The sequence below is a fragment of the Streptomyces sp. NPDC000941 genome, from assembly GCF_053599555.1.
Window position 1 is genome coordinate 1 of sequence record NZ_JBSFMM010000111.1, and the last position, 20,877, is coordinate 20,877.

Here is a 20,877-nt window from a genome sequence, read left to right on the forward strand (position 1 = left end):
CGCGGAGGCCGCCTTCCGGCTGGGCGCGCTGCTGGACCGGCCGTCCGCCGACGGGGACGCGCCGCGCGGGGCCCTGGGGCGCGCCGAGCGCCCCGAGATGGAGCCGGGAGCGCCCGAGTACGAGGAGTGGTACGAGCGCGCCGCCCGCCAGGGCCACCGGCGCGCCCAGGTGCGCATGGGCATGCTCGCGGCCGCCCGGGGCGATGTGGTGGAGGCCGCCCGCTGGTACCGCGAGGCCGCCGAGGCGGGCAGCAGCAACGGCGCCTTCAACCTGGGGCTGCTGCTCGCCCGCGAGGGCAGCGAGCCGGAGGCCGCCCTGTGGTGGACCCGCGCCGCCGAGGCCGGCCACGGACGCGCCGCGCTGCGCCTGGCCCTGCTCTCGGCCCGCCGCGGCGCCCTGTCCGAGGGCCAGCGCTGGTGCGCCCGCGCGGTCGAGCTGGGCCCGGCGGAGGTGGCCGAGCGCGCGGCCCGGCTGCGGGACGCCCTGCAGCAGGAGCTCACGGCGTAGCTCCGGCGCCCCTCCTCGCGATTTGCCCCGGCCGTCGCCGTGTGGTTAATATTGCGGCACATCGACGCGGGGTGGAGCAGCTCGGTAGCTCGCTGGGCTCATAACCCAGAGGTCGCAGGTTCAAATCCTGTCCCCGCTACCAAGGTGAAGGGCCCGGATCCACAAGGATCCGGGCCCTTCGTGTTGCGCCCGTGCCCCCCGGACGGGACGGCCGCCCGAGGGCTCAGGCGGCCGCGCAGTCGGGGCAGAGTCCGCGGTAGGTGACCTCGACCTCCGAGACCGTGAAGCCGAAGCGCTCCTCCGTCGGGAGGTCGGCCAGCGGGTTGCCGGAGGGGTGGACATCGCGGATGGTGCCGCACCGCGCGCAGATCAGGTGCTGATGCGCGTGGTGGGCGTTCGGGTCGTAGCGCTTGGCCCGGCCGTCCGTGCTGACCTCGAGCACCTCGCCGAGCGAGACCAACTCCCCGAGGGTGTTGTACACGGTCGCGCGTGAGATCTCCGGGAGCCGGGCGGCCGCGAGGGCGTGCACCTCGTCGGCGGTGTAGTGCACATGGTCCCCGTTGAGGACCTCGGCGACGACACGTCGCTGGGCGGTCAGTCGCCAGCCGCGTCCCCGGAGTCGTTCCAGCAGGTCACTCATGCCATTCACCTATCAGTCAGATAAGGCAAGAGTACCAGTGGACCCGTCCATACTTGGACTCTGTCCAATACGGGATCTGTTCAACCGCGGGCGAGCGCCGGCTGACGTGCGCCGGTCCAGCAGCGGATGATGTCGCGTACCGACACCACGCCCACCGGATCGCCCGCCTCCAGGACGATCAGATGGCGGAAGCCGCCGTGGGACATCGCGCGCGCCGCCTCGTCGAGCGTCCACTGAGGGGCGGCGAAGACGACGTCGGAGGTGGTGTGGGCATGGGCCCGTTCGCGGTCCGGGTCCTGGCCCGCGCCCAGTGAGTTGAGGACATCGCGCTCGGTCAGGATGCCGAGCCCGCTGGTATCGGGGTCCAGCACGATCGCCGAGCCGACGCGTCGGGCGGACATCAGCCGGGCGGCCTGGCGCAGGGTGTGGGCGGGGCCGATGGTGAGGATCACTGAACTCATGGCGTCGCGGACGAGCATGGGTGGGGACATGGTCGTGCCACCTCCTTGGCGAATCCTTACTGCGGGGGCTGCGCGCACTGCGGAACCGCGTGCACCGCGAGAACTGCGTGCACCGCGAACGCCGCGGCGCCGCGCGGCACCGCGCGACAGTACACGGCTGCACAAGTTCACAAGCGCGCGGATTCACATGTTCACATGGGGGCGCGGACGCCTACAAGAGGCGTGCGGAAGCCGATCTACCGCCTTGCGTGCCCCCGTACCCCCTGATGCATGAGCCGGTCCGGGGCCCGGACGGGCCCTAGTCGCCCAGGTAGCTCAGCAGTTCGCCGTGCAGCAGCCCGTTCGACGCCGCCGCGTTCCCGCTGAGCGGCCCCGGCACCCCGTCGAGCCCGGTGAAGCGGCCGCCCGCCTCCTGGACGATGATCGCGGTCGCCGCCATGTCCCACAGCGACAGTTCGGGCTCGGCGCAGATGTCCACCGACCCCTCGGCGACCATCATGTACGGCCAGAAGTCGCCGTAGCCGCGCGTCCGCCAGCAGGCCCGGGTCAGCTCGAGGAAACGGTTCAGCCTGCCGCGCTCCTCCCAGCCGCTGAGCGAGGAGTACGCGAACGACGCGTCCTCCAGCCGCGCGACCTGAGACACCGCCAGCCGGCTCGCGGACGACAGGCTCCGGCCGGTGTACGCCCCCAGCCCCTCGGCCGCCCACCAGCGGCGGCCGAGCGCCGGTGCCGACACCACTCCGACGACCGGCCGGTCGCCGCCCTCGCCGCGCTCCATGAGCGCGATCAGCGTGGCCCAGACCGGCACCCCGCGCACATAGTTCTTGGTGCCGTCGATCGGGTCCACGACCCAGCGGCGCGGACCGGTGCCCTGGCTGCCGAACTCCTCGCCCAGGACCGCGTCCCGCGGCCGGGCGCGCTGGAGCGAGGTGCGGATCAGTTCCTCGGCCGCCTTGTCGGCCTCGCTGACCGGCGTCATATCGGGTTTCGTCTCGACCTTGAGGTCGAGCGCCTTGAATCGCTCCATGGTGGTGGCGTCGGCTGCATCGGCGAGTACATGGGCGAGACGCAGGTCATCGTGGTAGTCGGGCATGGCCGAACAGTATCGACAGGGAATCGGCCGATCCACACGACCACGGCCGGACGGGGGGCGCCGGGGGCGCACGCCGTGGCTATTGACACTACCTGGCGGTGCGTCAATTCTGTCCGCACGTGCCGCCGAAGAGGGACGCATGGCCTGGGAGGCGACGATGCCCGCAGCACGTGAATCCTTACTCGACGCGGCCTTCACCGCGCTCGCCGACCGCCCCTGGGCGGTGGTCCGCATGGTCGATGTGGCCGTGGCGGCCGGGGTCTCGCGGCAGACGCTCTACAACGAGTTCGGCAGCAAGGACGGTCTCGCGCGCGCTCTGGTGCGCCGCGAGGCCGAGGCGTATCTGGTCGGCGTGGAGCGGGCGCTGTCCGGAGCGACCGGCGCCGCGGGACCGAACGAGCGGCTGGTGGCCGCGGCGGTCTTGACCGTACGGGCGGCGGCCGCGAACCCCCTGGTGCGGGCGGTGCTCACCGGCTGCTGGAGCGAACGGCTGCCCTCGCCCATACGCCCGGAAAGCCCAGGAACCCTTTCGCGGCGCCCTGGCGTCCCGGACCCGCTGCCCTCGCCCGTCGATCTCCTGGCGCAGATCCGGGACCGGGCGGTGCGCCTGCTGGCCGGGGACTGGCCGCGGGGCGGGGCGGGCGGGGCGGCGGATCTGGGTCAGGCGTGCGAGACGGCCGCGCGCCTGGCGCTGTCGTACGTGGTCGCGCCCGTGGCCGAGCCTGTGTCCGAGGAGGAGGTGGAGAGCCTGGTGCGCGGGGCGTTGGCCCAGGGCCTTGGTTGTGCCTAGTGCGCCGAGCCGGAGAGCTGGAGTCCGATCACGCCGACGATCACCAGCGAGATGGAGATGAGCTTGAGCGTGGAGACCAGGTCGCCGAGGAAGATCATGCCGTAGATCGCGGTCCCGGCCGCCCCGATGCCCGTCCACACCGCGTACGCCGGGCCCACGTCCAGCTTCTTCAGAGAGAGCGTCAGCAGGCCGAAGCTGCCCAGTGCGAAGGCACAGAAGGCGATGGTGGGCCACAACCTGGTGAAGCCGTGCGAGAGCTTGAGACAGACGGCGAAGCCCGTTTCGAGAAGCCCGGCGACCACGACGAGCAGCCACGCCATACAGAGTCCTCCTGTGTGGATGTGGTCTGGGTCTGGTCTGGATCAAGCCCGGTGCGATTATCCAGTTACCTCCCATGTGATGGGGGGCGGCAAACGTCGCGGAGGCGGGCGGATCAGTCGCCCTCTCGCCGCTCCCGCGTGGCCAGCAGCCGACGCAGGGAGTAGAGCCGGGCCGGATCGGCGTGGCCGTCGGCGACCCACTGGTCGAGCGCGCAGTCCGGCTCGTCGTGGCTGCAGGCGCGCGGACAGCCCTCGGTGCCCGGCTCCAGGTCCGGGAAGGCGTGGATGACCCGCGCGGGGTCCACATGGTGCAGCCCGAAGGACCGTACGCCCGGGGTGTCGATCACCCAGCCGTCGCCGTCGGGCAGCGGCAGCGCGAGCGCGGAGGTGGTGGTGTGGCGGCCGCGGCCGGTGACCGCGTTGACCCGGCCGGTGGCCCGTTTGTGCTCCGGCACCAGGGCGTTGACCAGGGTCGTCTTGCCGACGCCCGAGTGCCCGAAGAAGACCGTGACCTGGTCCGTGAGCAGCTCGCGCACCCGGTCGGCCGCGTCGCCATCGGCGAGCTCCTCGCGGTTGGTGACGATGTAGGGGACGCCGAGCGGCCCGTAGGCCTCCAGGAGGGGGGCCGCCGGGGCGAGGTCGGACTTGGTGAGGACCAGCAGCGGGGACAGCCCGGCGTCGAAGGCGGCGACCAGACAGCGGTCGATCAGCCGCGGGCGCGGCTCGGGGTCGGCGAGCGCGGTGACGATGGCCAGTTGGTCGGCGTTGGCGACGACCACCCGCTCGAACGGGTCGTCGTCGTCCGCGGTACGGCGCAGCACCGACGAGCGCTCCTCGACCCGTACGATCCGCGCGAGGGTGTCCTTGTCGCCCGACAGATCCCCGACCACCGCGACCCGGTCCCCGACCACCACGCCCTTGCGGCCCAGTTCGCGGGCCTTCATGGCGATGATCGTGCGGTCCTCGACCAGGACCGTCAGCCGGCCGCGGTCGATGGTCAGCACAAAGCCCTCGGCGGCGTCCTCGTGCTTGGGGCGGATGCTGGTGCGCGGGCGGTTGCCCTTCCTGTTGGGGCGGACCCGGACGTCGTCCTCGTCGGTGTGCTTGCCGTAGCGACGCATGGCGGCCGCGCCTCAGGCTCTCCGCGAGGGGGCCGTCGCCGCGTCGAGCATGCCGGTCCACAGCCCGGGGAAGTCGGGCAGGGTCTTGGCCGTGGTGGCCACGTTCTCGATCTGTACGCCCTCGACGACCAGGCCGATGACCGCGCCCGCGGTGGCCAGCCGGTGGTCTTCGTAGGTGTGGAAGACCCCGCCGTGCAGCGGGCGCGGGCGGATCCGCAGCCCGTCGGCGGTCTCGGTGACATCGCCGCCGAGCTCGTTGATCTCCTTGGCCAGGGCCGCGAGCCGGTCGGTCTCGTGCAGCCGCAGATGCGCGATGCCGTGCAGCGAGGACTCGGAGTCGGCCAGCGCCGCCACCGCCGCGATCACCGGGGTGAGCTCGCCCACCTCGTGCAGATCGGCGTCGATGCCGGTGATCCGGCCGGTGCCGGTGAAGGTCAGACCGGCGTCGGTGAGCTCGCAGGTCCCGCCCATGTCGGTGAAGATCCGGCGCAGCGAGTCGCCGGGCTGGGTGGTGCGCTCCGGCCAGTCCGGGATCGTCACCCGGCCGCCGGTGACCAGGGCGGCCGCGAGGAACGGCGCCGCGTTGGACAGGTCCGGCTCGACCACCAGGTCGCGGCCGAGCAGGGCGCTGGGCGACACCCGCCATACGTTCGGCTCGCCGCCCGCCTCCGGGGCGTCCACGGCCGCGCCCGCGGCCCGCAGCATGTCGACGGTCATCCGGATGTGCGGCAGCGAGGGCAGCGCGGCGCCCACATGGCGCACCTCGACGCCCTGGTTGAAACGCGGCGCGGACAGCAGCAGCGCGCTGACGAACTGCGACGAGGACGAGGCGTCGATGCGCACCGGGCCGCCGTCCAGCGCCCCGCCGCCGTGCACGGTCATCGGCAGCGAGCCGCGGCCGTCGTCGTCGATCCGGGCGCCGAGCGCGCGCAGCGCGTCGATCACCCCGTGCAGCGGACGCTCGTGCGAACGCTTGTCGCCGTCGAACCGCACCGGGCCGTCGGCCAGCGCCGCGACGGGCGGCAGGAAGCGCATCACCGTGCCGGCGTTGCCGACGTCGACCGTGGCCGGGCCGTGCAGACCCGCCGGGATGACCCGCCATGCCTCGCCGCCGCCCGCGGAGCCCGACGCGCCGTGGGAGCCGGGGGAGCCGTCGGACACGGTCTCCTCGATGCCCACGCCCAGGGCGCGCAGCGCCTCGGCCATCAGAAGGGTGTCGCGGGAGCGCAGCGGGCGGCGCAGCCAGCCCGGCTCGGCGGCGAGCGCGGCCAGGATCAGGCCGCGGTTGGTGACCGACTTCGATCCGGGCACGGTGACGGTCGCGTCGACCGCTCCGTCGGCGAGCGGAGCGGGCCAGAGGGCGGTGTGCGCGCCCGAGGGGGTCTCAATGCCGGTCATGGCTCTCACTTTAGTGGCTCGCCGAGAGTGAGATTCTTGATCAAAAACGGCGAAACCCTGTCGAAACAGGCCGCTGGTATGGACAGCTTACGGGCAGCTCGCGGCCTGGAGGGGCCGCCGGTCACAGCCCCAGCAGCCAGCGACCGCCGCCGATCAGCGAGCTCAGCGAGACCACGTGGAAGAGCAGCAGCCAGATCGTGGCCGGGACGTTGGTCAGGCGCGCGAGCTGGTCGGGGTCGGAGTCGTGCGCCCCCGAGTAGCGGCGCTTGCGCTGCAGCTCGAACGGGGGGCGTACGCCGCCCAGGAGCAGAAACCACACCACGACGTACGCGAAGGCCGCCTGTACGTCCGGCTTGGTCAGCCAGGAGACAAGGAAGAAGGCGGCCCCGGAGACGACCACGGTGAGCACGCCGTACGCATTGCGGATCATGACGAGCATCAGCGCCAGCAGCGCCGTCGTCCCCCACAGCAGCGCGGTGATATGGCCCGCGGCCAGCAGCCACGCGCCCGCCAGCCCGAGCAGGGACGGCGCGGTGTAGCCGGCGGCCGCGGTGAGGATCATGCCGAGGCCGGTGGGCTTGCCGCGCGAGACGGTCAGCCCCGAGGTGTCCGAGTGCAGCCGTATGCCCTCAAGACGCCGGCCGCTGACCAGCGCCACCAGGCCGTGGCCGCCCTCGTGGGCGATGGTGATGGCGTTACGGGCGATCCGCCAGGCGATCTGGGAGACGACCACCGAGAGCGCGACCAGCCCGGTGGCGGCGATCAGCCAGGTGTTGGGGTCCGGCTGGGTGCCGACGACGCGGTCCCACAGATCGGCGGCGTTCGTGCTGTCCATGTGCGGGAGACTCCTCGCGTCCGTCTTCAGTGCTTCTGCTCTTCAGTACGTTGTTCGTGGCCGCTCGGTTTCGACGGCCCGGCGTCACCGGCCGTGGGCGTCGTGGCAGTGTGGCACCTATGTGCGGTCGATACGCAGCGAGCCGGAAGCCCGAGGATCTCGTCGGCATCTTCGGGGTGCAGCAGTGGGAGCCGGAGGAGACGCTGGCCCCGGACTGGAACGTCGCGCCCACCAAGGGCGTGTACGCGGTGCTCGAACGCCCCGTCAAGGACGCCGACGATCCGAATCCGGTCCGCCAGCTGAGGGCGCTCAAGTGGGGACTGGTGCCGTCCTGGGCCAAGTCACCGGACACCGGCGTAAAGATGATCAACGCACGGGCGGAGACGGTGCACGAGAAGCCCTCCTACCGCCGCCCCTTCGCCTCGCGCCGCTGTCTGCTGCCCGCCGACGGCTACTACGAGTGGGTCACCGGCTCGGGGGAGCGGCAGATGGAGGAGCAGGGGAAGCGGAAGCGGCCGCGTAAGCAGCCCTACTTCGTGACCCCGGTGGACGGCTCGGTGATGGCCATGGCCGGTCTTTACGAGTTCTGGCGCGACCGGACGCTGCCGGACGACCACCCGCGGGCCTGGTGGGTGACCTGCACGGTCATCACGACCGAGGCGGAGAAGGAGCCGTTTCCCCTGCTGGGCGAGGGCGGGGAGGAGGGTGGCGCGGGGCCGCGGTCGCTGGCCGACATCCATCCGCGGATGCCGCTGGTGCTCACCGAGGACCGCTGGGCGGACTGGCTCGACCCCTCCCACACCGACCCCGACGAGCTGCGCCCGCTGCTCGCCCCGCCGCCCGCGGGGCTGCTGCGCGCCTACCCGGTGGCCACGGCCGTCAGTGACGTACGCAACAACGGCCCGGAGCTGGTGACCGAGCTGGAGGCGCCCGAGACGAGCACGCTCTTCTGAGCCGTTCCTAGGGGTGGCCGCCCGGAAGCGGCAGGATGGGCATGTGAGCGCCGAGCAGACCGAACAATCAGCCAAGAGCGAAACGACCCAGAGCGGCACGACCGGGAGCGGCACGACCGGGAGCGGCACGACCGGGACCGGGCAGACCGTGCCGACCCCCGCCGGGGACGCCCGCATCACCTGGCACCGCGCCCCGCGAGCCCGCGCCGTGCTGGCCGTGAGCCATGGCGCCGGGGGTGGGATCGAGGCACGGGACCTACAGGCGCTGGCCGCCGCGCTGCCGCCGCTGGGCGTCAGCGTCGCGCTGGTCGAGCAGCCGTGGCGGGTGGCGGGCAAGAAGGTCGCGCCCGCGCCGAAGACCCTGGACATCGGGTGGCGCGCGCTGTGGCCCGCGCTGGAGAAGCCCGGGCTGCCCGTCGTCGCGGGCGGCCGCAGCGCCGGGGCGCGGGTGGCCTGCCGTACGGCGCGCGAGCTGGGCGCGAGCGCCGTGCTGGCGCTGTCCTTCCCGCTGCACCCACCGGGCAAGCCGGAGCGGTCCCGGGCCGACGAGTTGCTGGGCGCCGGTCTGCCGACGCTGGTGGTCCAGGGCGGCCGCGATCCGTTCGGCCGCCCCGAGGAGTTCCCCGAGCTGCCCGCCGGGACGGAACTGATCGGGATCCCGCACGGCGACCACAGCTTCGCCGTGCCCAAGAAGGCGGACATCGGCCAACAGGAGGCGCTGGCGCGGATCACCGGCGCCGTGGCCGAATGGCTGGTCCGCGTACCGCTCTGAGCTGCGCGGATGCGCCGTATGGGGGTGGCGGGGACGCTCGGGAATGCGGCGGGGGCGCGATCTGTTGTAGCGGGCGTATATGGATCAGGAACACCAGGAACAGGCTCAGGTACCCGCACCAGCAGAAGGAGTCCCCAGCATGGGTTCGCTCGCTTGCCCGGCCCGTCCGCGCGCCGCTGACCTGGACTGGTCGCAGCCGCAGACGGGGTGGACTGCCCGGAACGAAGCGGCGGGCGGACCGGATCGTCGTCTATTCTCCGATTCGAGCGGGTCCGCATTCGGCGGCCTCGCCACGAAGGCGGAGGAGGTGGGTCAGGTCACTGGCACCGACGCGGGGACCGACGGCGTGACCGAGGGCCGGCCGGTCGGGCAGCCGCAGGAGACGGACGTCGAGCGCAATGCGCGCTTCGAACGGGATGCCCTTACCTTCCTCGACCAGATGTACTCCGCCGCATTGCGTATGACGCGCAATCCGGCCGACGCCGAGGACCTGGTGCAGGAGACGTACGCGAAGGCGTACGGGTCCTTCCACCAGTTCCGTGAGGGCACCAACCTCAAGGCGTGGCTGTACCGCATCCTGACCAACACCTTCATCAACTCGTATCGCAAGAAGCAGCGGGAGCCCCAGCGCAGCGCGGCCGAGGAGATCGAGGACTGGCAGCTGGCGCGCGCCGAGTCGCATATGTCGACCGGTCTGCGCTCCGCGGAGTCGCAGGCGCTCGACCACCTGCCCGACTCGGACGTCAAGGAAGCGCTCCAGGCCATTCCCGAGGAGTTCCGCATCGCGGTCTATCTCGCGGACGTCGAGGGGTTTGCCTACAAGGAGATCGCAGACATCATGGGGACACCCATCGGTACCGTGATGTCGCGGCTGCACCGTGGGCGCCGCCAGCTGCGCGGTCTGCTCGAGGACTACGCCCGTGGGCGTGGACTGGTCCCGGCCGGCGCGTCCGCCGCGGCGGACGAGTCGAACGATCGGAAAGGCGCGGACTCATGAGCTGCGGAGACCCGCACGAGACGGATTGCTCCGAGGTCCTCGACCATCTCTACGAGTTCCTCGACCGGGAGATGCCCGACGTCGACCGCGCCAAGCTTGAGGTGCACTTCCACGAGTGCTCCCCCTGCCTGGAGAAGTACGGCCTGGAGCAGGCCGTGAAGAAGCTGGTCAAGCGGTGCTGCGGCCATGACGACGTGCCAAGCGACCTGCGCTCGAAGGTCATGAGCCGCATCGAGCTGATCCGCTCCGGCGAGGTCGCGCCGGAGCGGGAGGTCGTCGCGGAGGCGAACGCGCCGACGCCCGCGCAGGACTAGCCCCTCGCCTCGTGCAGGACTGACCCCTCGCCTCGTGCAGGACCGGCGCCGCTCGTCATAACCCGCCCGATCATCACCCGAAGGTGTGGAATCGGGCGGAGCATACGGACGAACCCCGCGTGCCCGGCTCTATCCTCCCCAATCTGACGGCCCCGCCCGGGGCCGTTCGGCGGACGGGGAGGAGGGGGTATGCGGGCGGTTCCTCTGGCGGCGCGTGTCTACGTGGTGAGCGCCGCGCTCCTGGCCGCGGTGTGCGCCGCCCCGGCCCTGACGCCTGCGGCGGACGTCCCGTGGGCCACGGCCGCGCTGCTCGCCGCGCTCTACGCGGCGGGGGCCCGCAGGCCCCCTCCCCACGCCTGTCCACCCCAGTCACCCCCGCCGCCCGCCGTCGCGCCTGCCGTGACGGTGTCGCCGGACTGGTGCGGCCCCGCGCTTCTGGCCGGGGCTTTTCTGCTGCCCGCGCCCGCCGCCGCGCTTGTCGCGGTGCCCGGCGCGCTGCTCGGCGCCGTGGAGCGGCGCCCCGCCGGGGTGCGGCGGCTGTGGCGCGCCGCGCGGCTTGCCCTCGCCGCGTACGCCGCCTCGCTCGTCTTCGGGCTCTGCGGCGGCAGGGAGGCCCTTGCCGCTGCCCTCGCCGCCCCCGCCACCGCCGGTGAGCCGGGCTTCTTTCCGTACGCCCTGGTGCCCGCGGCCGTCGCCGCGCTCGCCCTCGGCCTGACCGCCGCCGCCCTGGAAGGCGGTGTGCTGATGACGGCCGAGGGCCGCTCGCCCCGCGCCGCCTGGCGCGGCCGGGTGCTCTGCTCGCTCGTGCCCCACCTGGTGCACGGCCTGGCCGGGCTGACCATGGCGGTGCTGTGGCGCAGCCCGTACGGGCCGCCCGCCGCGCTGCTCGTGCTGCCGCCGATGTACGTCTGCGCCCGCGTCTTCGCGCTGTGCCACCGCGAGCGCGCCGCCCATCAGGCCACCGTGCGCGCCCTCGTCCAGGCCCTCGACATCAAGGACCGGTACACCCGCGGCCACAGCGAGCGCGTCGGCCGCGCCTCCGCCATGATCGCCCGCGAGCTGGGGATGAACGGGGACCGGCTCGAGGCGCTGCGTATCGCGGGTGTCCTGCACGACGTCGGCAAGCTCGGCGTCCCCACCCGGCTGCTGCGCAAGAACGGTCCGCTGACCCCCGACGAGCGCCGCGCCATCGAGCTCCACCCGGAATATGGGCACGAGATGGTGCGCGGCATCGGCTTCCTGGGCGAGGCGCGGGATGCCGTCCTCCACCACCACGAGCGGCTGGACGGGAGCGGCTATCCCTATGGGCTCGCGGGAGCGGACATTCCGGAGGCGGCGAGGGTGGTGGCGGTCGCCGACGCCTTCGACGCGATGACCTCGACCCGGACCTACCGACGGGCACGGCCGGTGCCTGCGGCGGTCGAAGAGCTCAAACGGTGCGCAGGGGCGCAGTTCGACCCACGGATGGTGGTCGCCCTGGCCCGCGCCCTGGACCGGCACGGCTGGCCCGCCGCGCCCCAGGAGGAGGCCCGCCCGGTCCGGGACCATGTACTGGGCCGTACAGACCGAGTACCTGCCTACGGCCCGGACCGCGCAGCGGACCAGCGCGGAAACGTCCCCTCTGAGCGGGCTTCCGCGCGGCCGCCGGAGGCCGCGCGGCCCGGCCGGGGTGGTGGTGGCGCATGAGCCTGTGGCGGTGCGCCGTGCCGTGGCCCGGCGCGGGCGCGGTGTACGGGGCGGCGGGAGCGCTGGTCGTGGCCGCTCTCGTATGGACGCAGCGGGTGGGTGTGCGCGAGCCGGGGGTGGCGCTTGCGTTTGGGGCGCTCGTCGCGGTGGGGGAGGCCATGCGGTGGGACGGGCGCCCGGTCGTGCGTGCGGGCGCGGGCGCGGACAGGGGCGCGGCCGGGGCGCACGGGCGGCCCGGCGAGCCGGAGGCCGGGGAGCGCGAGCCCGCGCCCGTCGCCGCCGCGGCGTCCCTCGGCTATGCCGCGCTGGGACCGCTGGACGGTGCGCCGACCACGTACGGCGTCCTCCAGACCGTCGCCGTCGTCGGGGCCGCGTCCCTCCTCGCCCTGGTGGTGCGTGCGGCTGTCAGACGCCCGGCCGACCTCGACCGCGCCGCGCGCCGGGTGCTCACCGTCGCCTTCGTCGCGATCTGCTGCCAACCGCTTCACCACACCGGCCGGTTGCCCTCCTGGTCAGGCCGGCCCGGTCACGGTCCGTGCCTCGTCGCGGCCCTGCTGCTCGTCCTGGCGCTGGCCGCGCTCGGCGACGCCGCCCTGGCCGCGGCGCCGGCCCGGGCGCGTACGGGCCGGCTCTACGCGTCCCTGCTGCGCGACGAGCTGCGCGCGCTGCCCGGCGTGGGGGCCGCGGTCTGCGCGACGGCGGCGGTGACGGCCCCGGCGGTCGCCGTGGCCGGGCTGTGGGTGCTGCCGGCGCTCTGTGTGCCGCTGCTGCTCGTCCAGTACTCCTTCCGCCGCTGTGCCGGGATACGGGCGACCTGCCGCCAGACCGTCGCCTCGCTGGCGAGGACGACGGAGATAGCGGGCTACACCCCCGCGGGCCACGCCCGCCAGGTCGCCGGCCTCAGCCGTGCCGTCGGCCGTGAGCTGCGGCTGTCCGCTCCGTCGCTGACCGTGCTCGAGTACGCGGCGCTGATGCACGACGTCGGGCAGCTGTCGCTGCTCGACCCGGTGCCGGCCGGGGCCACCGAGCCGCTGCCGGAGGCCGAGCAGCGGCGGATAGCGCTGCTGGGCGGCGCTGTCGTACGGCAGACCGGGGTGCCGGACGAGGTCGCGGAGATCGTGGAGCGGCAGGCGGACCCGTATCGGGAACAGCCGCTTCCGGCCCGTATCGTGCGGGCGGTAAACGCCTACACCGAATTGGTGGGAGGTTCCTCGGGCACCTCATTGGGAAACCCTCAGAAGGGCCGGGGCGCGGTCGGGCCCGGGGCGCTGGAGCGGTTGCGGCGGGGCACGGGCCGTGACTTCGACCCGGCGGTGGTGGAGGCCCTGGCCACGGTCGTGTCGCGGCCGGAGCACGACCCGGAGCACGATCCGGCGCATGACCTGGTGCACGACGAGGTCCGTGGTCACCCGAAGTGAGAACTCGCGGGTAATGAGCGGCTGCCCCGAGGGGCATGGTTGGATGCGAAGAGAGGGGGTGTCGGGCCTATGGCCGGCGGCAAGGAGGAGTGGTGGGCATCGTCCCCAGGCCGAACCGTGAGGGGCCGGGCTGAGATGTCCGCGAATGTGTGGCAGGTTGTCGTCGAGGGAGGGCTACGCCGTCCGCGAGGACATCTGGTTCGGTACTACTTCGATACCGGCAGGCGGGAATGGTGAAGATCTTCGGCAAGGTGCGGCACCGGCCGTCCGCGTCATGGCGGCAGGCCACGGACCGCGCGTTCACGCTCATCGGAGACGGCCGGTACGAGGACGCGGGCGCGTTGCTGACCCGCGCCGCCGACCTGGAGCCGTGGCTGTCGGAGTCCTGGTTCAACCTGGCGCTGCTGCACAAGTTCCGGCACGACTGGGAGCAGGCGCGCGCGGCCGGGCTGCGCGCGGTCGCGCTGCTCGACCGCGAGACCGGCGCCCCTGACTGGTGGAACGTGGGGATCGCCGCGACCGCCCTTCAGGACTGGCCGCTGGCGCGCCGCGCCTGGCAGGCCTACGGCCTGAAGGTGCCCGGCGAGGCGTCCGCGTCCGGTGAGCCGTTGGGCATGGAGCTGGGCAGCGCGGCGGTGCGGCTGTCGCCGGAGGGCGAGTCGGAGGTCGTCTGGGGCCGTCGGCTGGACCCGGCCCGGATCGAGGTGCTGTCCATCCCGCTGCCGTCCTCCGGGCGGCGCTGGGGCGAGGTGGTGCTGCACGACGGCGTTCCGCACGGCGAGCGCGTCACCTCCGCCGGCCCTGCCTACCCGGTCTTCGACGAGATCGAGCTGTGGGCGCCGTCCCCGGTGCCGACCTGGGTGGTGCTGCTGGAGGCCGCGACGGAGGCCGACCGGGACGCGCTGGAGCGGCTGGCGGCGGACGCGGGCTTCGCCGCCGAGGACTGGTCGTCCTCGGTGCGGCTGCTGTGCCGCTCCTGTTCGGAGAGCCGGATGCCAAGCGACGAGGGCGAGGGCGAGCACCTGGACCCGCATGACCACAGCGAGCCCGGCCAGCCCGGCCCGCTGGGGCACCGGATGGCGGGCTCGGGTTCGCTGTGGGTGGCGGAGCGGGAGTGCGGGATCGCCGCGCCGAGCGGGCTGGTGCGCGGGCTGCTGGACGGCTGGGTCGCGGACAGCCCGGACACCCGCGAGTGGCGGGACCTGGAAGAGGTCTGCTGACATACCCGCCCGAGGTCTCTGACATACCCGCCAGAGCTCTGCCGACATACCCGTCCATCCCGCGCGGGCCTTACCCTGTAGGGCGACGAGTCTGGTTTTGAGGAAGGCGTGCGGCGGACGATGGCGCAGCAAGGGACTGAGCAGCGGGTGGACGACGAGTTCATCGTGGACACGGAGGACTGTGAGGAGCGCGAGCGTGCGTACCGCGAGCGCGGCACGGCCCGTCCGATCACGGTCGTCGGCAATCCGGTGCTGCACAAGGAGTGCCAGGACGTCACGGAGTTCGACGACAAGCTCGCCGCGCTGATCGACGACATGTTCGCCAGCCAGAAGGCGGCCGAGGGCGTGGGCCTGGCCGCCAACCAGATCGGCGTCGGCCTGAAGGTCTTCGTCTACGACTGCCCGGACGACGACGGCGTCCGCCACGTCGGCGTGGTCTGCAATCCGGTGCTGGACGAGCTGCCGGCCGACCGCCGCGTCCTGGACGACTCCAATGAGGGCTGTCTGTCGGTGCCCACCGCGTACGCCTCGCTGGCTCGCCCCGACTACGCGGTGGTGCGCGGCCAGGACGCCGAGGGCAAGCCGATCGCGGTCCAGGGCACCGGCTATTTCGCCCGCTGCCTGCAGCACGAGACCGACCACCTCTACGGCCGTCTCTACATCGACCGCCTCTCCAAGCGCGACCGTAAGGACGCGCTGCGGCAGATGGCGGAGGGCACGCCGCGCTACGAGACGGTGCCCAACGACTGACGCCCGACAGCGCGTACATACGCGCGGCGCCCCGGGAGATCCCAGGGGCGCCGCGCGCGCATTTCGGGTTTGAATCAGAAACGGCTCAGAAGTCGTCGTCGAAGGAGACCGAGCCCTCGACCGCCACCTGGTACGCGGAGGCGCGGCGCTCGAAGAAGTTGGTCAGCTCCTGGACGTTCTGCAGCTCCATGAAGGAGAACGGGTTCTCCGAGCCGTAGACCGGGGCGAAGCCCAGGCGGGCGAGCCGCTGGTCGGCGACGCACTCCAGGTACTGGCGCATCGACTCGGTGTTCATACCCGGCAGCCCGTCGCCGCACAGATCGCGGGCGAACTGCAGCTCGCCCTCGACGGCCTCCCGCAGCATGTCGGTGACCTGCTGCTGGAGTTCGTCGTCGAAGAGCTCGGGCTCCTCCTCGCGGACCGTGTCCACCACCTGGAACGCGAAGTTCATATGCATGGTCTCGTCGCGGAACACCCAGTTGGTGCCCGTCGCCAGGCCGTGCAGCAGGCCGCGGGAGCGGAACCAGTAGACGTAGGCGAAGGCGCCGTAGAAGAACAGGCCCTCGATGCACGCCGCGAAGCAGATCAGGTTGAGGAGGAACCGGCGGCGGTCGTCCTTGGTCTCCAGCCGGTCGATCTTGTCGACCGAGTCGATCCAGCGGAAGCAGAACTCCGCCTTCTCCCTGATGGACGGGATGTTCTCCACCGCGGCGAACGCGGCGGCCCGGTCGTCCGGGTCGGGGAGGTAGGTGTCCAGCAGCGTCAGATAGAACTGGACGTGCACGGCCTCCTCGAAGAGCTGCCGGGACAGATACAGCCGCGCCTCGGGCGAGTTGATGTGCTTGTAGAGGGTCAGCACCAGGTTGTTCGAGACGATCGAGTCACCGGTCGCGAAGAAGGCGACCAGGCGGCCGATCATGTGCTGCTCGCCGGGGGAGAGCTTGGCGAGGTCGGCGACGTCCGAGTGGAGGTCGACCTCCTCCACGGTCCAGGTGTTCTTGATCGCGTCGCGGTAGCGGTCGTAGAAGTCCGGGTACCGCATCGGCCGCAGGGTCAGCTCGAACCCCGGGTCCAGGAGGTTCTTGACGCGTTCGGGGGCGGTGGTCACTGGCAGGCCTCGCAGGACTCGGGGTTTTCCAGGGAGCAGGCGATGACCTCGGGGTCGGCGGGCACCTGCTGTACGGGGATGGTGGCGGGGGCGGCGGCGCGGGCCGACTGAGCGATCCGGGTCGCCGGGCGCGAGCGCAGGTAGTACGTGGTCTTGATGCCGCGCTTCCAGGCGTACGCGTACATCGAGCTGAGCTTGCCGATGGTCGGCGAGGCCATGAAGAGGTTCAGCGACTGGCTCTGGTCGAGGTACGGGGTGCGGGCGGCGGCCATGTCGATCAGGGCGCGCTGCGGGACCTCCCACGCGGTCCGGTACAGCTGCCGTACGTCCTCGGGCACCCAGGAGAAGTCCTGGACCGAGCCGTTGGACTCGCGCAGCGCCTCACGGCTCTGGGTGTCCCATACGCCGAGCTTCTTGAGGTCGTTCACCAGGTAGGAGTTGACCTGAAGGAACTCACCGCTGAGCGTTTCGCGCTTGAAGAGGTTGGAGACCTGCGGCTCGATGCACTCGTACACGCCCGCGATCGAGGCGATCGTCGCGGTCGGGGCGATGGCCAGCAGGAGCGAGTTCCGCATGCCCGACTTGGCCATCCGCTCGCGCAGCGCCGCCCACCGCTCGGGCCAGGTCGCCACCGCGTCCGTGTAGTGGTCCGGGTGCAGCACACCGCGCGCGGTGCGGGTGGCGGACCAGGCCGGGTGCGGGCCGTGGCGCTCGGCGAGCGCGCAGGACGCCTCGTACGCCGCGAGCATGATGCGCTCGGAGATCCGGGTGGACAGCGCTTGCGCCTCGGGCGAGTCGAAGGGCATCCGCAGCCGGAAGAAGACGTCCTGGAGGCCCATCAGGCCCAGACCCACCGGCCGCCAGCGGGAGTTGGACGCCCCGGCTTCCTGGGTGGGGTAGAAGTTGATGTCCACCACACGGTCGAGGAAGGTGACGGCGGTACGGACGGTCGCGTCCAGCCGCTCCCAGTCCATCTGACCGTCCTCGCCCAGGTGCGCGGCCAGGTTGACCGACCCCAGGTTGCAGACGGCCGTCTCGCCGTCGTCCGTGACCTCCAGGATCTCGGTGCACAGGTTGGAGGAGTGCACGACCCGGCCGGGCTCGGCGGTCTGGTTGGCGGTGCGGTTGGCGGCGTCCTTGAAGGTCATCCAGCCGTTGCCGGTCTGCGCGAGGGTGCGCATCATCCGGGCGTACAGCTGGCGCGCCGGGACGGTCTTGACGGCACGACCCTCCGCCTCGGCCTTCCGGTACGCGGCGTCGAACTCGTCGCCCCACAGGTCGACCAGCGCAGGCGCGTCGGCCGGCGAGAACAGCGACCAGTCGGCGTCGGCCTCGACCCGGCGCATGAACTCGTCCGGGATCCAGTGTGCGATGTTGAGGTTGTGGGTGCGGCGGGCCTCTTCGCCCGTGTTGTCCCGCAGCTCCAGGAACTCCTCGATGTCCGCGTGCCAGGTCTCCAGGTACACACAGGCCGCGCCCTTGCGCCGGCCGCCCTGGTTGACGGCGGCGACGGAGGCGTCGAGCGTGCGCAGGAACGGCACGATGCCGTTGGAGTGCCCGTTGGTGCCGCGGATCAGCGAACCGCGGGCGCGGATGCGTGAGTACGACAGGCCGATGCCGCCCGCGTGCTTGGAGAGCCGCGCGACCTGGTGGTAGCGGTTGTAGATCGAGTCCAGTTCGTCCAGCGGCGAGTCCAGCAGATAGCAGGACGACATCTGCGGGTGCCGGGTGCCGGAGTTGAACAGGGTGGGGGAGCTGGGCAGGTAGGACAGCGTGCTGGTGAGCCGGTACAGCTCGGCGACGTCGTCGAGCGCCCGCTCCGAGTGGTCCTCGGCCAGCCCGCAGGCCACCCGCAGCAGGAAGTGCTGCGGGGTCTCGATCACCTGGCGGGTGATCGGGTGGCGGAGCAGATAGCGGCTGTGCAGCGTGCGCAGCCCGAAGTAGCCGAAGCGGTCGTCGGCGCCGTCGGCAAGCGCCTTGTCGACCAGGGCGTTCAGGCGGGCGGCGTGGGCGGTCACGAACTCGGCCGTGCCGTCCGCGATCAGGCCCTCGCGGTGCCCCACGGCCACCGAGGCGGAGAAGGAGACCGCGCCCTGCCCGGCCGCCTCCTCGGCGACGGCGAGGGTCAGCAGCCGCGCGGCGAGCTTCGAGTACTCCGGCTCCTCGGCGATCAGCCCGGCCGCCGCTTCGGTCGCGAGAGTGCGCAACTCCGCCTCGTCCGAACCGGGATGGCGGCCGCGCAGGGCGGCGGCCGCGACCTTGCCGGGGTCGGTGGCGGGCAGGTCGGCGGTGAGCGCCGTCAGGGTCCGCAGCAGGGCGGTCCCGGGCGCGTCGTCCGCTCCCTGAATAGCCGCTGCCTCTGAAACCGGATCGGCTGGCGCGATGGTCACTGAAGTGCTCTCCCTCGCTCGGCTAGGGGCCTTGCGGGGCGGTGAGCGATGGGCGCGTACGGGCATGCCGAAACAGCGGACGGCATACCGCGCAGCGTCCACCGGCCCAACCCGCGAGGCCCGGACGTATGAGACGGCTGTCGGCAGGTCCTCGGACTTGCGGGTACGCAAAAGCGTACGCGTACACCATTGCGGGACAGTTCCGGATTCCCACCGGATTCCCCTGCGGCGACAGCGAGCATGAGCATACATCTTGTGGTGGCGAGCGCACGCGCCCCCACATGTTGTGTCGCGAGGTGGAGTGTTTCGTACGAATGTGCTATTCCGTGCCGGACTTGGCGCGCACTTGGCGCGAGCCGTACGCGGGCCCGAGGCAGACCGTACGCGGGCCTGAGGCGGGCCTTGCGCGGGCCCTGGGGCGGTCCTGGCGAGGGTCAGGCACGGGTTCGCGGGCGGCCGCGCGCGAGCCCGACACGGCCCGGCAAGGGCTCGTCATCGGGTCCGGCGCGGCGCCGGGTCGAACTCCGGGTGGAACTCTAAGCGGGCGTCGTTGCCCGCCACTCCGCGAGGGTACGGGCCAGCCTGGCCCGGTAGTCCGCGTAGCCGCGCTCGTATGCCTCGGCGCGGTCTGCGTCCGGTACGACAGTACGCGAATCGGCTCGCCATTGTGACGCGTCCACCGGGTCGCCGAGCGCCCGCCAGGCGACCGCGACCGCGCCGCGCGCCCCCACCTCGGGCTCGTCGGGGATGCGCACCGGCCGGCCGAGGACGTCCGCGAACAGCTGGGTCCAGGCGGCGGATCGGGTGCCGCCCCCGCATGCCGCGAGGCTCGCCGTCAGCCCCGCGGCCTCCAGGCAGTGCCGGGCCGCGTACGCCACGGCCTCGCAGACGGCCCGTACGGCGTCCGCGCGTGTCGTCGCGAGGGTCAGCCCGTCCAACCGGCCGCGCGCGGCGGGCTCCACGAACGGGGCGCGCTCGCCCGCGTCGGACAGGAAGGGCAGCGCGGTCACCCCGCGCGCCCCTGGCGGGCTCGCGGCGAGCAGGGCGTCCAGGTCGGCGGTGGTGGCCCCGGCGAACTCCAGGACCCACTCCAGGGCCGCCGTGCCCACCATGGCGGGCATACCGCGCAGCCAGCGGTCCCGGTCGGGTACGCACAGCCACATGCCCGCCGGGTCGGCGGCCGGGTCGATCCGGGCGCTGTCGGTGAGGACTTGGCTGGCCAGCGTGGTGCCGACGATCAGCAGGCCGTCGCCGACCTCCTCGACCCCGCTGCCGATCGCGCAGGCCGGAAGGTCGTACGGGCCCGCCGTGACGGGCAGTCCGGCCGGCAGCCCGAGCAGTTCCGCGCCCGCCTCGTCCAGTCGCCGTACGGTGCCGGGCGCGGCGGGCGGCGGCAACAGCCGGGCGTATTCGGCGATTCCGCACGCTTCCAGGGCTTTGGGGACATACTCGCGCGTGGTCACGTCCAGGAAGGGCATCGACGCGTCCGAGGCGTCCACGCCGATGACGCCGGTGAGCCGCTGCGCCACCGCGTCCACGCAGTAGCCCGCGACCTCGGCGCGCGCCAGCGCCTCCGGTTCGTGGTCGGCCAGCCAGCGCAGCAGCGGCGCATGGCAGCCGGGGAACACCCCGGAGCCGGTGAGCCGGTAGAGCTCGCGGATGGTGCCGTCCTCGCCCCAGCGGGTCACGGTGTCGTTCGCCCGGCCGTCCATCCACGAGATCGGCGGGCGCACCGCCCGGCCCGCCGCGTCGCGCAGCCACAGCCCGTCGCCCTGCCCGGTGAGCGCGAGCGCGACCGGGGCCGCCAGGCCGCCGGCGGCCAGGGCGGCGGTCACCTCGCGGACCACCTCGGCGACCGTGCGCAGCACGTCCTCCAGGTCCTGCTCGACCCGCCCGCCGGGCAGGCGGTCCAGTCGGCTGGGGCGGCTCGCGGCGGCCAGGGACCGGCCGTCGCGGCCGAAGGCGACGGCCTTGGTGACGGAGGTGCCGACGTCGACTCCGAGGACGATGCTCATGCGTACGGCCCTCCTTGGGGGCATCGACTGTGGGGCGGGGGCTGGGCTGATGAGGGCTGGGCCGGGCGCTGGTTTGCGAGGCGGCTGG

The 20,877-nt window shown here is 72.6% G+C and carries 19 protein-coding genes, 1 tRNA gene, 1 pseudogene and 1 riboswitch; of the genes and pseudogenes, 11 read left to right on the top strand and 10 right to left on the bottom strand.

Annotated features, from left to right (window positions below; genetic code table 11):
• Both ACWDSL_RS30405 and ACWDSL_RS30410 read left to right on the top strand, forming a co-directional pair.
• A pseudogene (locus tag ACWDSL_RS30405) lies at nucleotides 1-508 on the top strand (sel1 repeat family protein); the annotation flags it as partial.
• A 65-nt stretch (nucleotides 509-573) separates the two neighbouring features.
• A tRNA-Met gene (locus ACWDSL_RS30410) sits at nucleotides 574-650 on the top strand.
• A gap of 81 nt (nucleotides 651-731) precedes the next feature.
• Here the strand turns inward: ACWDSL_RS30410 and ACWDSL_RS30415 are convergent.
• The 3 genes from ACWDSL_RS30415 to hisN form a co-directional block, all read right to left on the bottom strand.
• On the bottom strand, nucleotides 732-1,148 hold the full coding sequence (locus tag ACWDSL_RS30415; RefSeq protein WP_450490820.1) for a Fur family transcriptional regulator: 417 nt from the start codon (nucleotides 1,146-1,148) through the stop codon (nucleotides 732-734).
• Between the two features lie 80 nt (nucleotides 1,149-1,228).
• Nucleotides 1,229-1,627 carry a CBS domain-containing protein gene (locus ACWDSL_RS30420; RefSeq protein WP_450490882.1) on the bottom strand — a complete coding sequence of 133 codons (399 nt, stop codon included), beginning with the start codon at nucleotides 1,625-1,627 and terminating at the stop codon, nucleotides 1,229-1,231.
• A gap of 280 nt (nucleotides 1,628-1,907) precedes the next feature.
• Nucleotides 1,908-2,702: a histidinol-phosphatase gene (gene hisN / locus ACWDSL_RS30425; protein WP_450490822.1), complete on the bottom strand. Its 795-nt coding sequence runs from the start codon at nucleotides 2,700-2,702 to the stop codon at nucleotides 1,908-1,910.
• Between the two features lie 157 nt (nucleotides 2,703-2,859).
• Here hisN and ACWDSL_RS30430 point away from each other — a divergent pair, with 157 nt between their 5' ends.
• Nucleotides 2,860-3,492, top strand: coding sequence for a TetR/AcrR family transcriptional regulator (locus ACWDSL_RS30430; protein WP_450490824.1), 633 nt, complete (start codon nucleotides 2,860-2,862; stop codon nucleotides 3,490-3,492).
• Here the strand turns inward: ACWDSL_RS30430 and ACWDSL_RS30435 are convergent.
• The 4 genes from ACWDSL_RS30435 to ACWDSL_RS30450 form a co-directional block, all read right to left on the bottom strand.
• Nucleotides 3,489-3,812, bottom strand: coding sequence for a DMT family transporter (locus ACWDSL_RS30435; RefSeq protein WP_450490826.1), 324 nt, complete (start codon nucleotides 3,810-3,812; stop codon nucleotides 3,489-3,491). The two genes, ACWDSL_RS30430 and ACWDSL_RS30435, sit on opposite strands and share 4 nt — an antisense overlap.
• Nucleotides 3,813-3,925: 113 nt before the next feature.
• Nucleotides 3,926-4,933, bottom strand: a complete 1,008-nt coding sequence (gene rsgA, locus ACWDSL_RS30440) for a ribosome small subunit-dependent GTPase A (RefSeq protein ID WP_450490828.1) — start codon at nucleotides 4,931-4,933, stop codon at nucleotides 3,926-3,928.
• A 12-nt stretch (nucleotides 4,934-4,945) separates the two neighbouring features.
• Entirely contained in the window at nucleotides 4,946-6,331 is a 1,386-nt protein-coding gene (gene aroA / locus ACWDSL_RS30445; RefSeq protein WP_450490830.1) for a 3-phosphoshikimate 1-carboxyvinyltransferase, read from the bottom strand.
• A gap of 121 nt (nucleotides 6,332-6,452) precedes the next feature.
• Nucleotides 6,453-7,166: a M50 family metallopeptidase gene (locus ACWDSL_RS30450; RefSeq protein WP_450490832.1), complete on the bottom strand. Its 714-nt coding sequence runs from the start codon at nucleotides 7,164-7,166 to the stop codon at nucleotides 6,453-6,455.
• Between the two features lie 119 nt (nucleotides 7,167-7,285).
• Between ACWDSL_RS30450 and ACWDSL_RS30455 the strand changes: the two genes are divergently transcribed.
• The 8 genes from ACWDSL_RS30455 to def all read left to right on the top strand — a co-directional run bounded on the left by ACWDSL_RS30455 (nucleotide 7,286) and on the right by def (nucleotide 15,276).
• The gene (locus tag ACWDSL_RS30455; RefSeq protein ID WP_450490834.1) at nucleotides 7,286-8,119 is read left to right on the top strand and encodes an SOS response-associated peptidase; all 834 of its coding nucleotides are present in this window, start codon (nucleotides 7,286-7,288) and stop codon (nucleotides 8,117-8,119) included.
• Between the two features lie 148 nt (nucleotides 8,120-8,267).
• A complete protein-coding gene (locus ACWDSL_RS30460) occupies nucleotides 8,268-8,891 on the top strand; it encodes an alpha/beta hydrolase family protein (protein ID WP_450490884.1) in 624 nt (207 codons plus the stop codon).
• A 307-nt stretch (nucleotides 8,892-9,198) separates the two neighbouring features.
• The gene (locus ACWDSL_RS30465; protein WP_218830768.1) at nucleotides 9,199-9,888 is read left to right on the top strand and encodes a sigma-70 family RNA polymerase sigma factor; all 690 of its coding nucleotides are present in this window, start codon (nucleotides 9,199-9,201) and stop codon (nucleotides 9,886-9,888) included.
• Entirely contained in the window at nucleotides 9,885-10,202 is a 318-nt protein-coding gene (gene rsrA / locus ACWDSL_RS30470) for a mycothiol system anti-sigma-R factor (protein ID WP_450490836.1), read from the top strand. The genes ACWDSL_RS30465 and rsrA overlap by 4 nt, the downstream gene beginning before the upstream one ends.
• A 189-nt stretch (nucleotides 10,203-10,391) precedes the next feature.
• The gene (locus tag ACWDSL_RS30475; RefSeq protein WP_450490838.1) at nucleotides 10,392-11,888 is read left to right on the top strand and encodes an HD-GYP domain-containing protein; all 1,497 of its coding nucleotides are present in this window, start codon (nucleotides 10,392-10,394) and stop codon (nucleotides 11,886-11,888) included.
• Nucleotides 11,885-13,306, top strand: coding sequence for an HD-GYP domain-containing protein (locus ACWDSL_RS30480; RefSeq protein WP_450490840.1), 1,422 nt, complete (start codon nucleotides 11,885-11,887; stop codon nucleotides 13,304-13,306). The genes ACWDSL_RS30475 and ACWDSL_RS30480 overlap by 4 nt, the downstream gene beginning before the upstream one ends.
• Before the next feature lie 233 nt (nucleotides 13,307-13,539).
• Nucleotides 13,540-14,526, top strand: coding sequence for a tetratricopeptide repeat protein (locus ACWDSL_RS30485; protein WP_043486837.1), 987 nt, complete (start codon nucleotides 13,540-13,542; stop codon nucleotides 14,524-14,526).
• A 120-nt stretch (nucleotides 14,527-14,646) separates the two neighbouring features.
• A complete protein-coding gene (gene def, locus ACWDSL_RS30490) occupies nucleotides 14,647-15,276 on the top strand; it encodes a peptide deformylase (protein WP_089504921.1) in 630 nt (209 codons plus the stop codon).
• 85 nt (nucleotides 15,277-15,361) lie between these two features.
• Here def and ACWDSL_RS30495 read toward each other — a convergent pair whose 3' ends face one another.
• From ACWDSL_RS30495 to ACWDSL_RS30505, 3 genes are all read right to left on the bottom strand, one after another.
• Nucleotides 15,362-16,318 carry a ribonucleotide-diphosphate reductase subunit beta gene (locus ACWDSL_RS30495; protein WP_352129935.1) on the bottom strand — a complete coding sequence of 319 codons (957 nt, stop codon included), beginning with the start codon at nucleotides 16,316-16,318 and terminating at the stop codon, nucleotides 15,362-15,364.
• 62 nt (nucleotides 16,319-16,380) lie between these two features.
• Nucleotides 16,381-18,774, bottom strand: a complete 2,394-nt coding sequence (locus tag ACWDSL_RS30500; RefSeq protein WP_450490842.1) for a ribonucleoside-diphosphate reductase subunit alpha — start codon at nucleotides 18,772-18,774, stop codon at nucleotides 16,381-16,383.
• A 125-nt stretch (nucleotides 18,775-18,899) separates the two neighbouring features.
• A riboswitch (cobalamin riboswitch) is annotated at nucleotides 18,900-19,022 on the bottom strand.
• 288 nt (nucleotides 19,023-19,310) lie between these two features.
• Nucleotides 19,311-20,789 carry an FGGY family carbohydrate kinase gene (locus ACWDSL_RS30505; RefSeq protein ID WP_450490844.1) on the bottom strand — a complete coding sequence of 493 codons (1,479 nt, stop codon included), beginning with the start codon at nucleotides 20,787-20,789 and terminating at the stop codon, nucleotides 19,311-19,313.
• Between the last annotated feature and the right edge of the window lie 88 nt (nucleotides 20,790-20,877).

Excerpts from the sequence above, each read along its gene's own strand:
- ACWDSL_RS30415 (WP_450490820.1), bottom strand. The coding sequence starts at position 1,148 with ATGAGTGACCTGCTGGAACGACTCCGGGGACGCGGCTGGCGACTGACC.
- ACWDSL_RS30420 (WP_450490882.1), bottom strand. The coding sequence starts at position 1,627 with ATGCTCGTCCGCGACGCCATGAGTTCAGTGATCCTCACCATCGGCCCC.
- hisN (WP_450490822.1), bottom strand. The coding sequence starts at position 2,702 with ATGCCCGACTACCACGATGACCTGCGTCTCGCCCATGTACTCGCCGAT.
- ACWDSL_RS30430 (WP_450490824.1), top strand. The coding sequence starts at position 2,860 with ATGCCCGCAGCACGTGAATCCTTACTCGACGCGGCCTTCACCGCGCTC.
- ACWDSL_RS30435 (WP_450490826.1), bottom strand. The coding sequence starts at position 3,812 with ATGGCGTGGCTGCTCGTCGTGGTCGCCGGGCTTCTCGAAACGGGCTTC.
- rsgA (WP_450490828.1), bottom strand. The coding sequence starts at position 4,933 with ATGCGTCGCTACGGCAAGCACACCGACGAGGACGACGTCCGGGTCCGC.
- aroA (WP_450490830.1), bottom strand. The coding sequence starts at position 6,331 with ATGACCGGCATTGAGACCCCCTCGGGCGCGCACACCGCCCTCTGGCCC.
- ACWDSL_RS30450 (WP_450490832.1), bottom strand. The coding sequence starts at position 7,166 with ATGGACAGCACGAACGCCGCCGATCTGTGGGACCGCGTCGTCGGCACC.
- ACWDSL_RS30455 (WP_450490834.1), top strand. The coding sequence starts at position 7,286 with ATGTGCGGTCGATACGCAGCGAGCCGGAAGCCCGAGGATCTCGTCGGC.
- rsrA (WP_450490836.1), top strand. The coding sequence starts at position 9,885 with ATGAGCTGCGGAGACCCGCACGAGACGGATTGCTCCGAGGTCCTCGAC.
- ACWDSL_RS30475 (WP_450490838.1), top strand. The coding sequence starts at position 10,392 with ATGCGGGCGGTTCCTCTGGCGGCGCGTGTCTACGTGGTGAGCGCCGCG.
- ACWDSL_RS30480 (WP_450490840.1), top strand. The coding sequence starts at position 11,885 with ATGAGCCTGTGGCGGTGCGCCGTGCCGTGGCCCGGCGCGGGCGCGGTG.
- def (WP_089504921.1), top strand. The coding sequence starts at position 14,647 with ATGGCGCAGCAAGGGACTGAGCAGCGGGTGGACGACGAGTTCATCGTG.
- ACWDSL_RS30495 (WP_352129935.1), bottom strand. The coding sequence starts at position 16,318 with ATGCGGTACCCGGACTTCTACGACCGCTACCGCGACGCGATCAAGAAC.
- ACWDSL_RS30505 (WP_450490844.1), bottom strand. The coding sequence starts at position 20,789 with ATGAGCATCGTCCTCGGAGTCGACGTCGGCACCTCCGTCACCAAGGCC.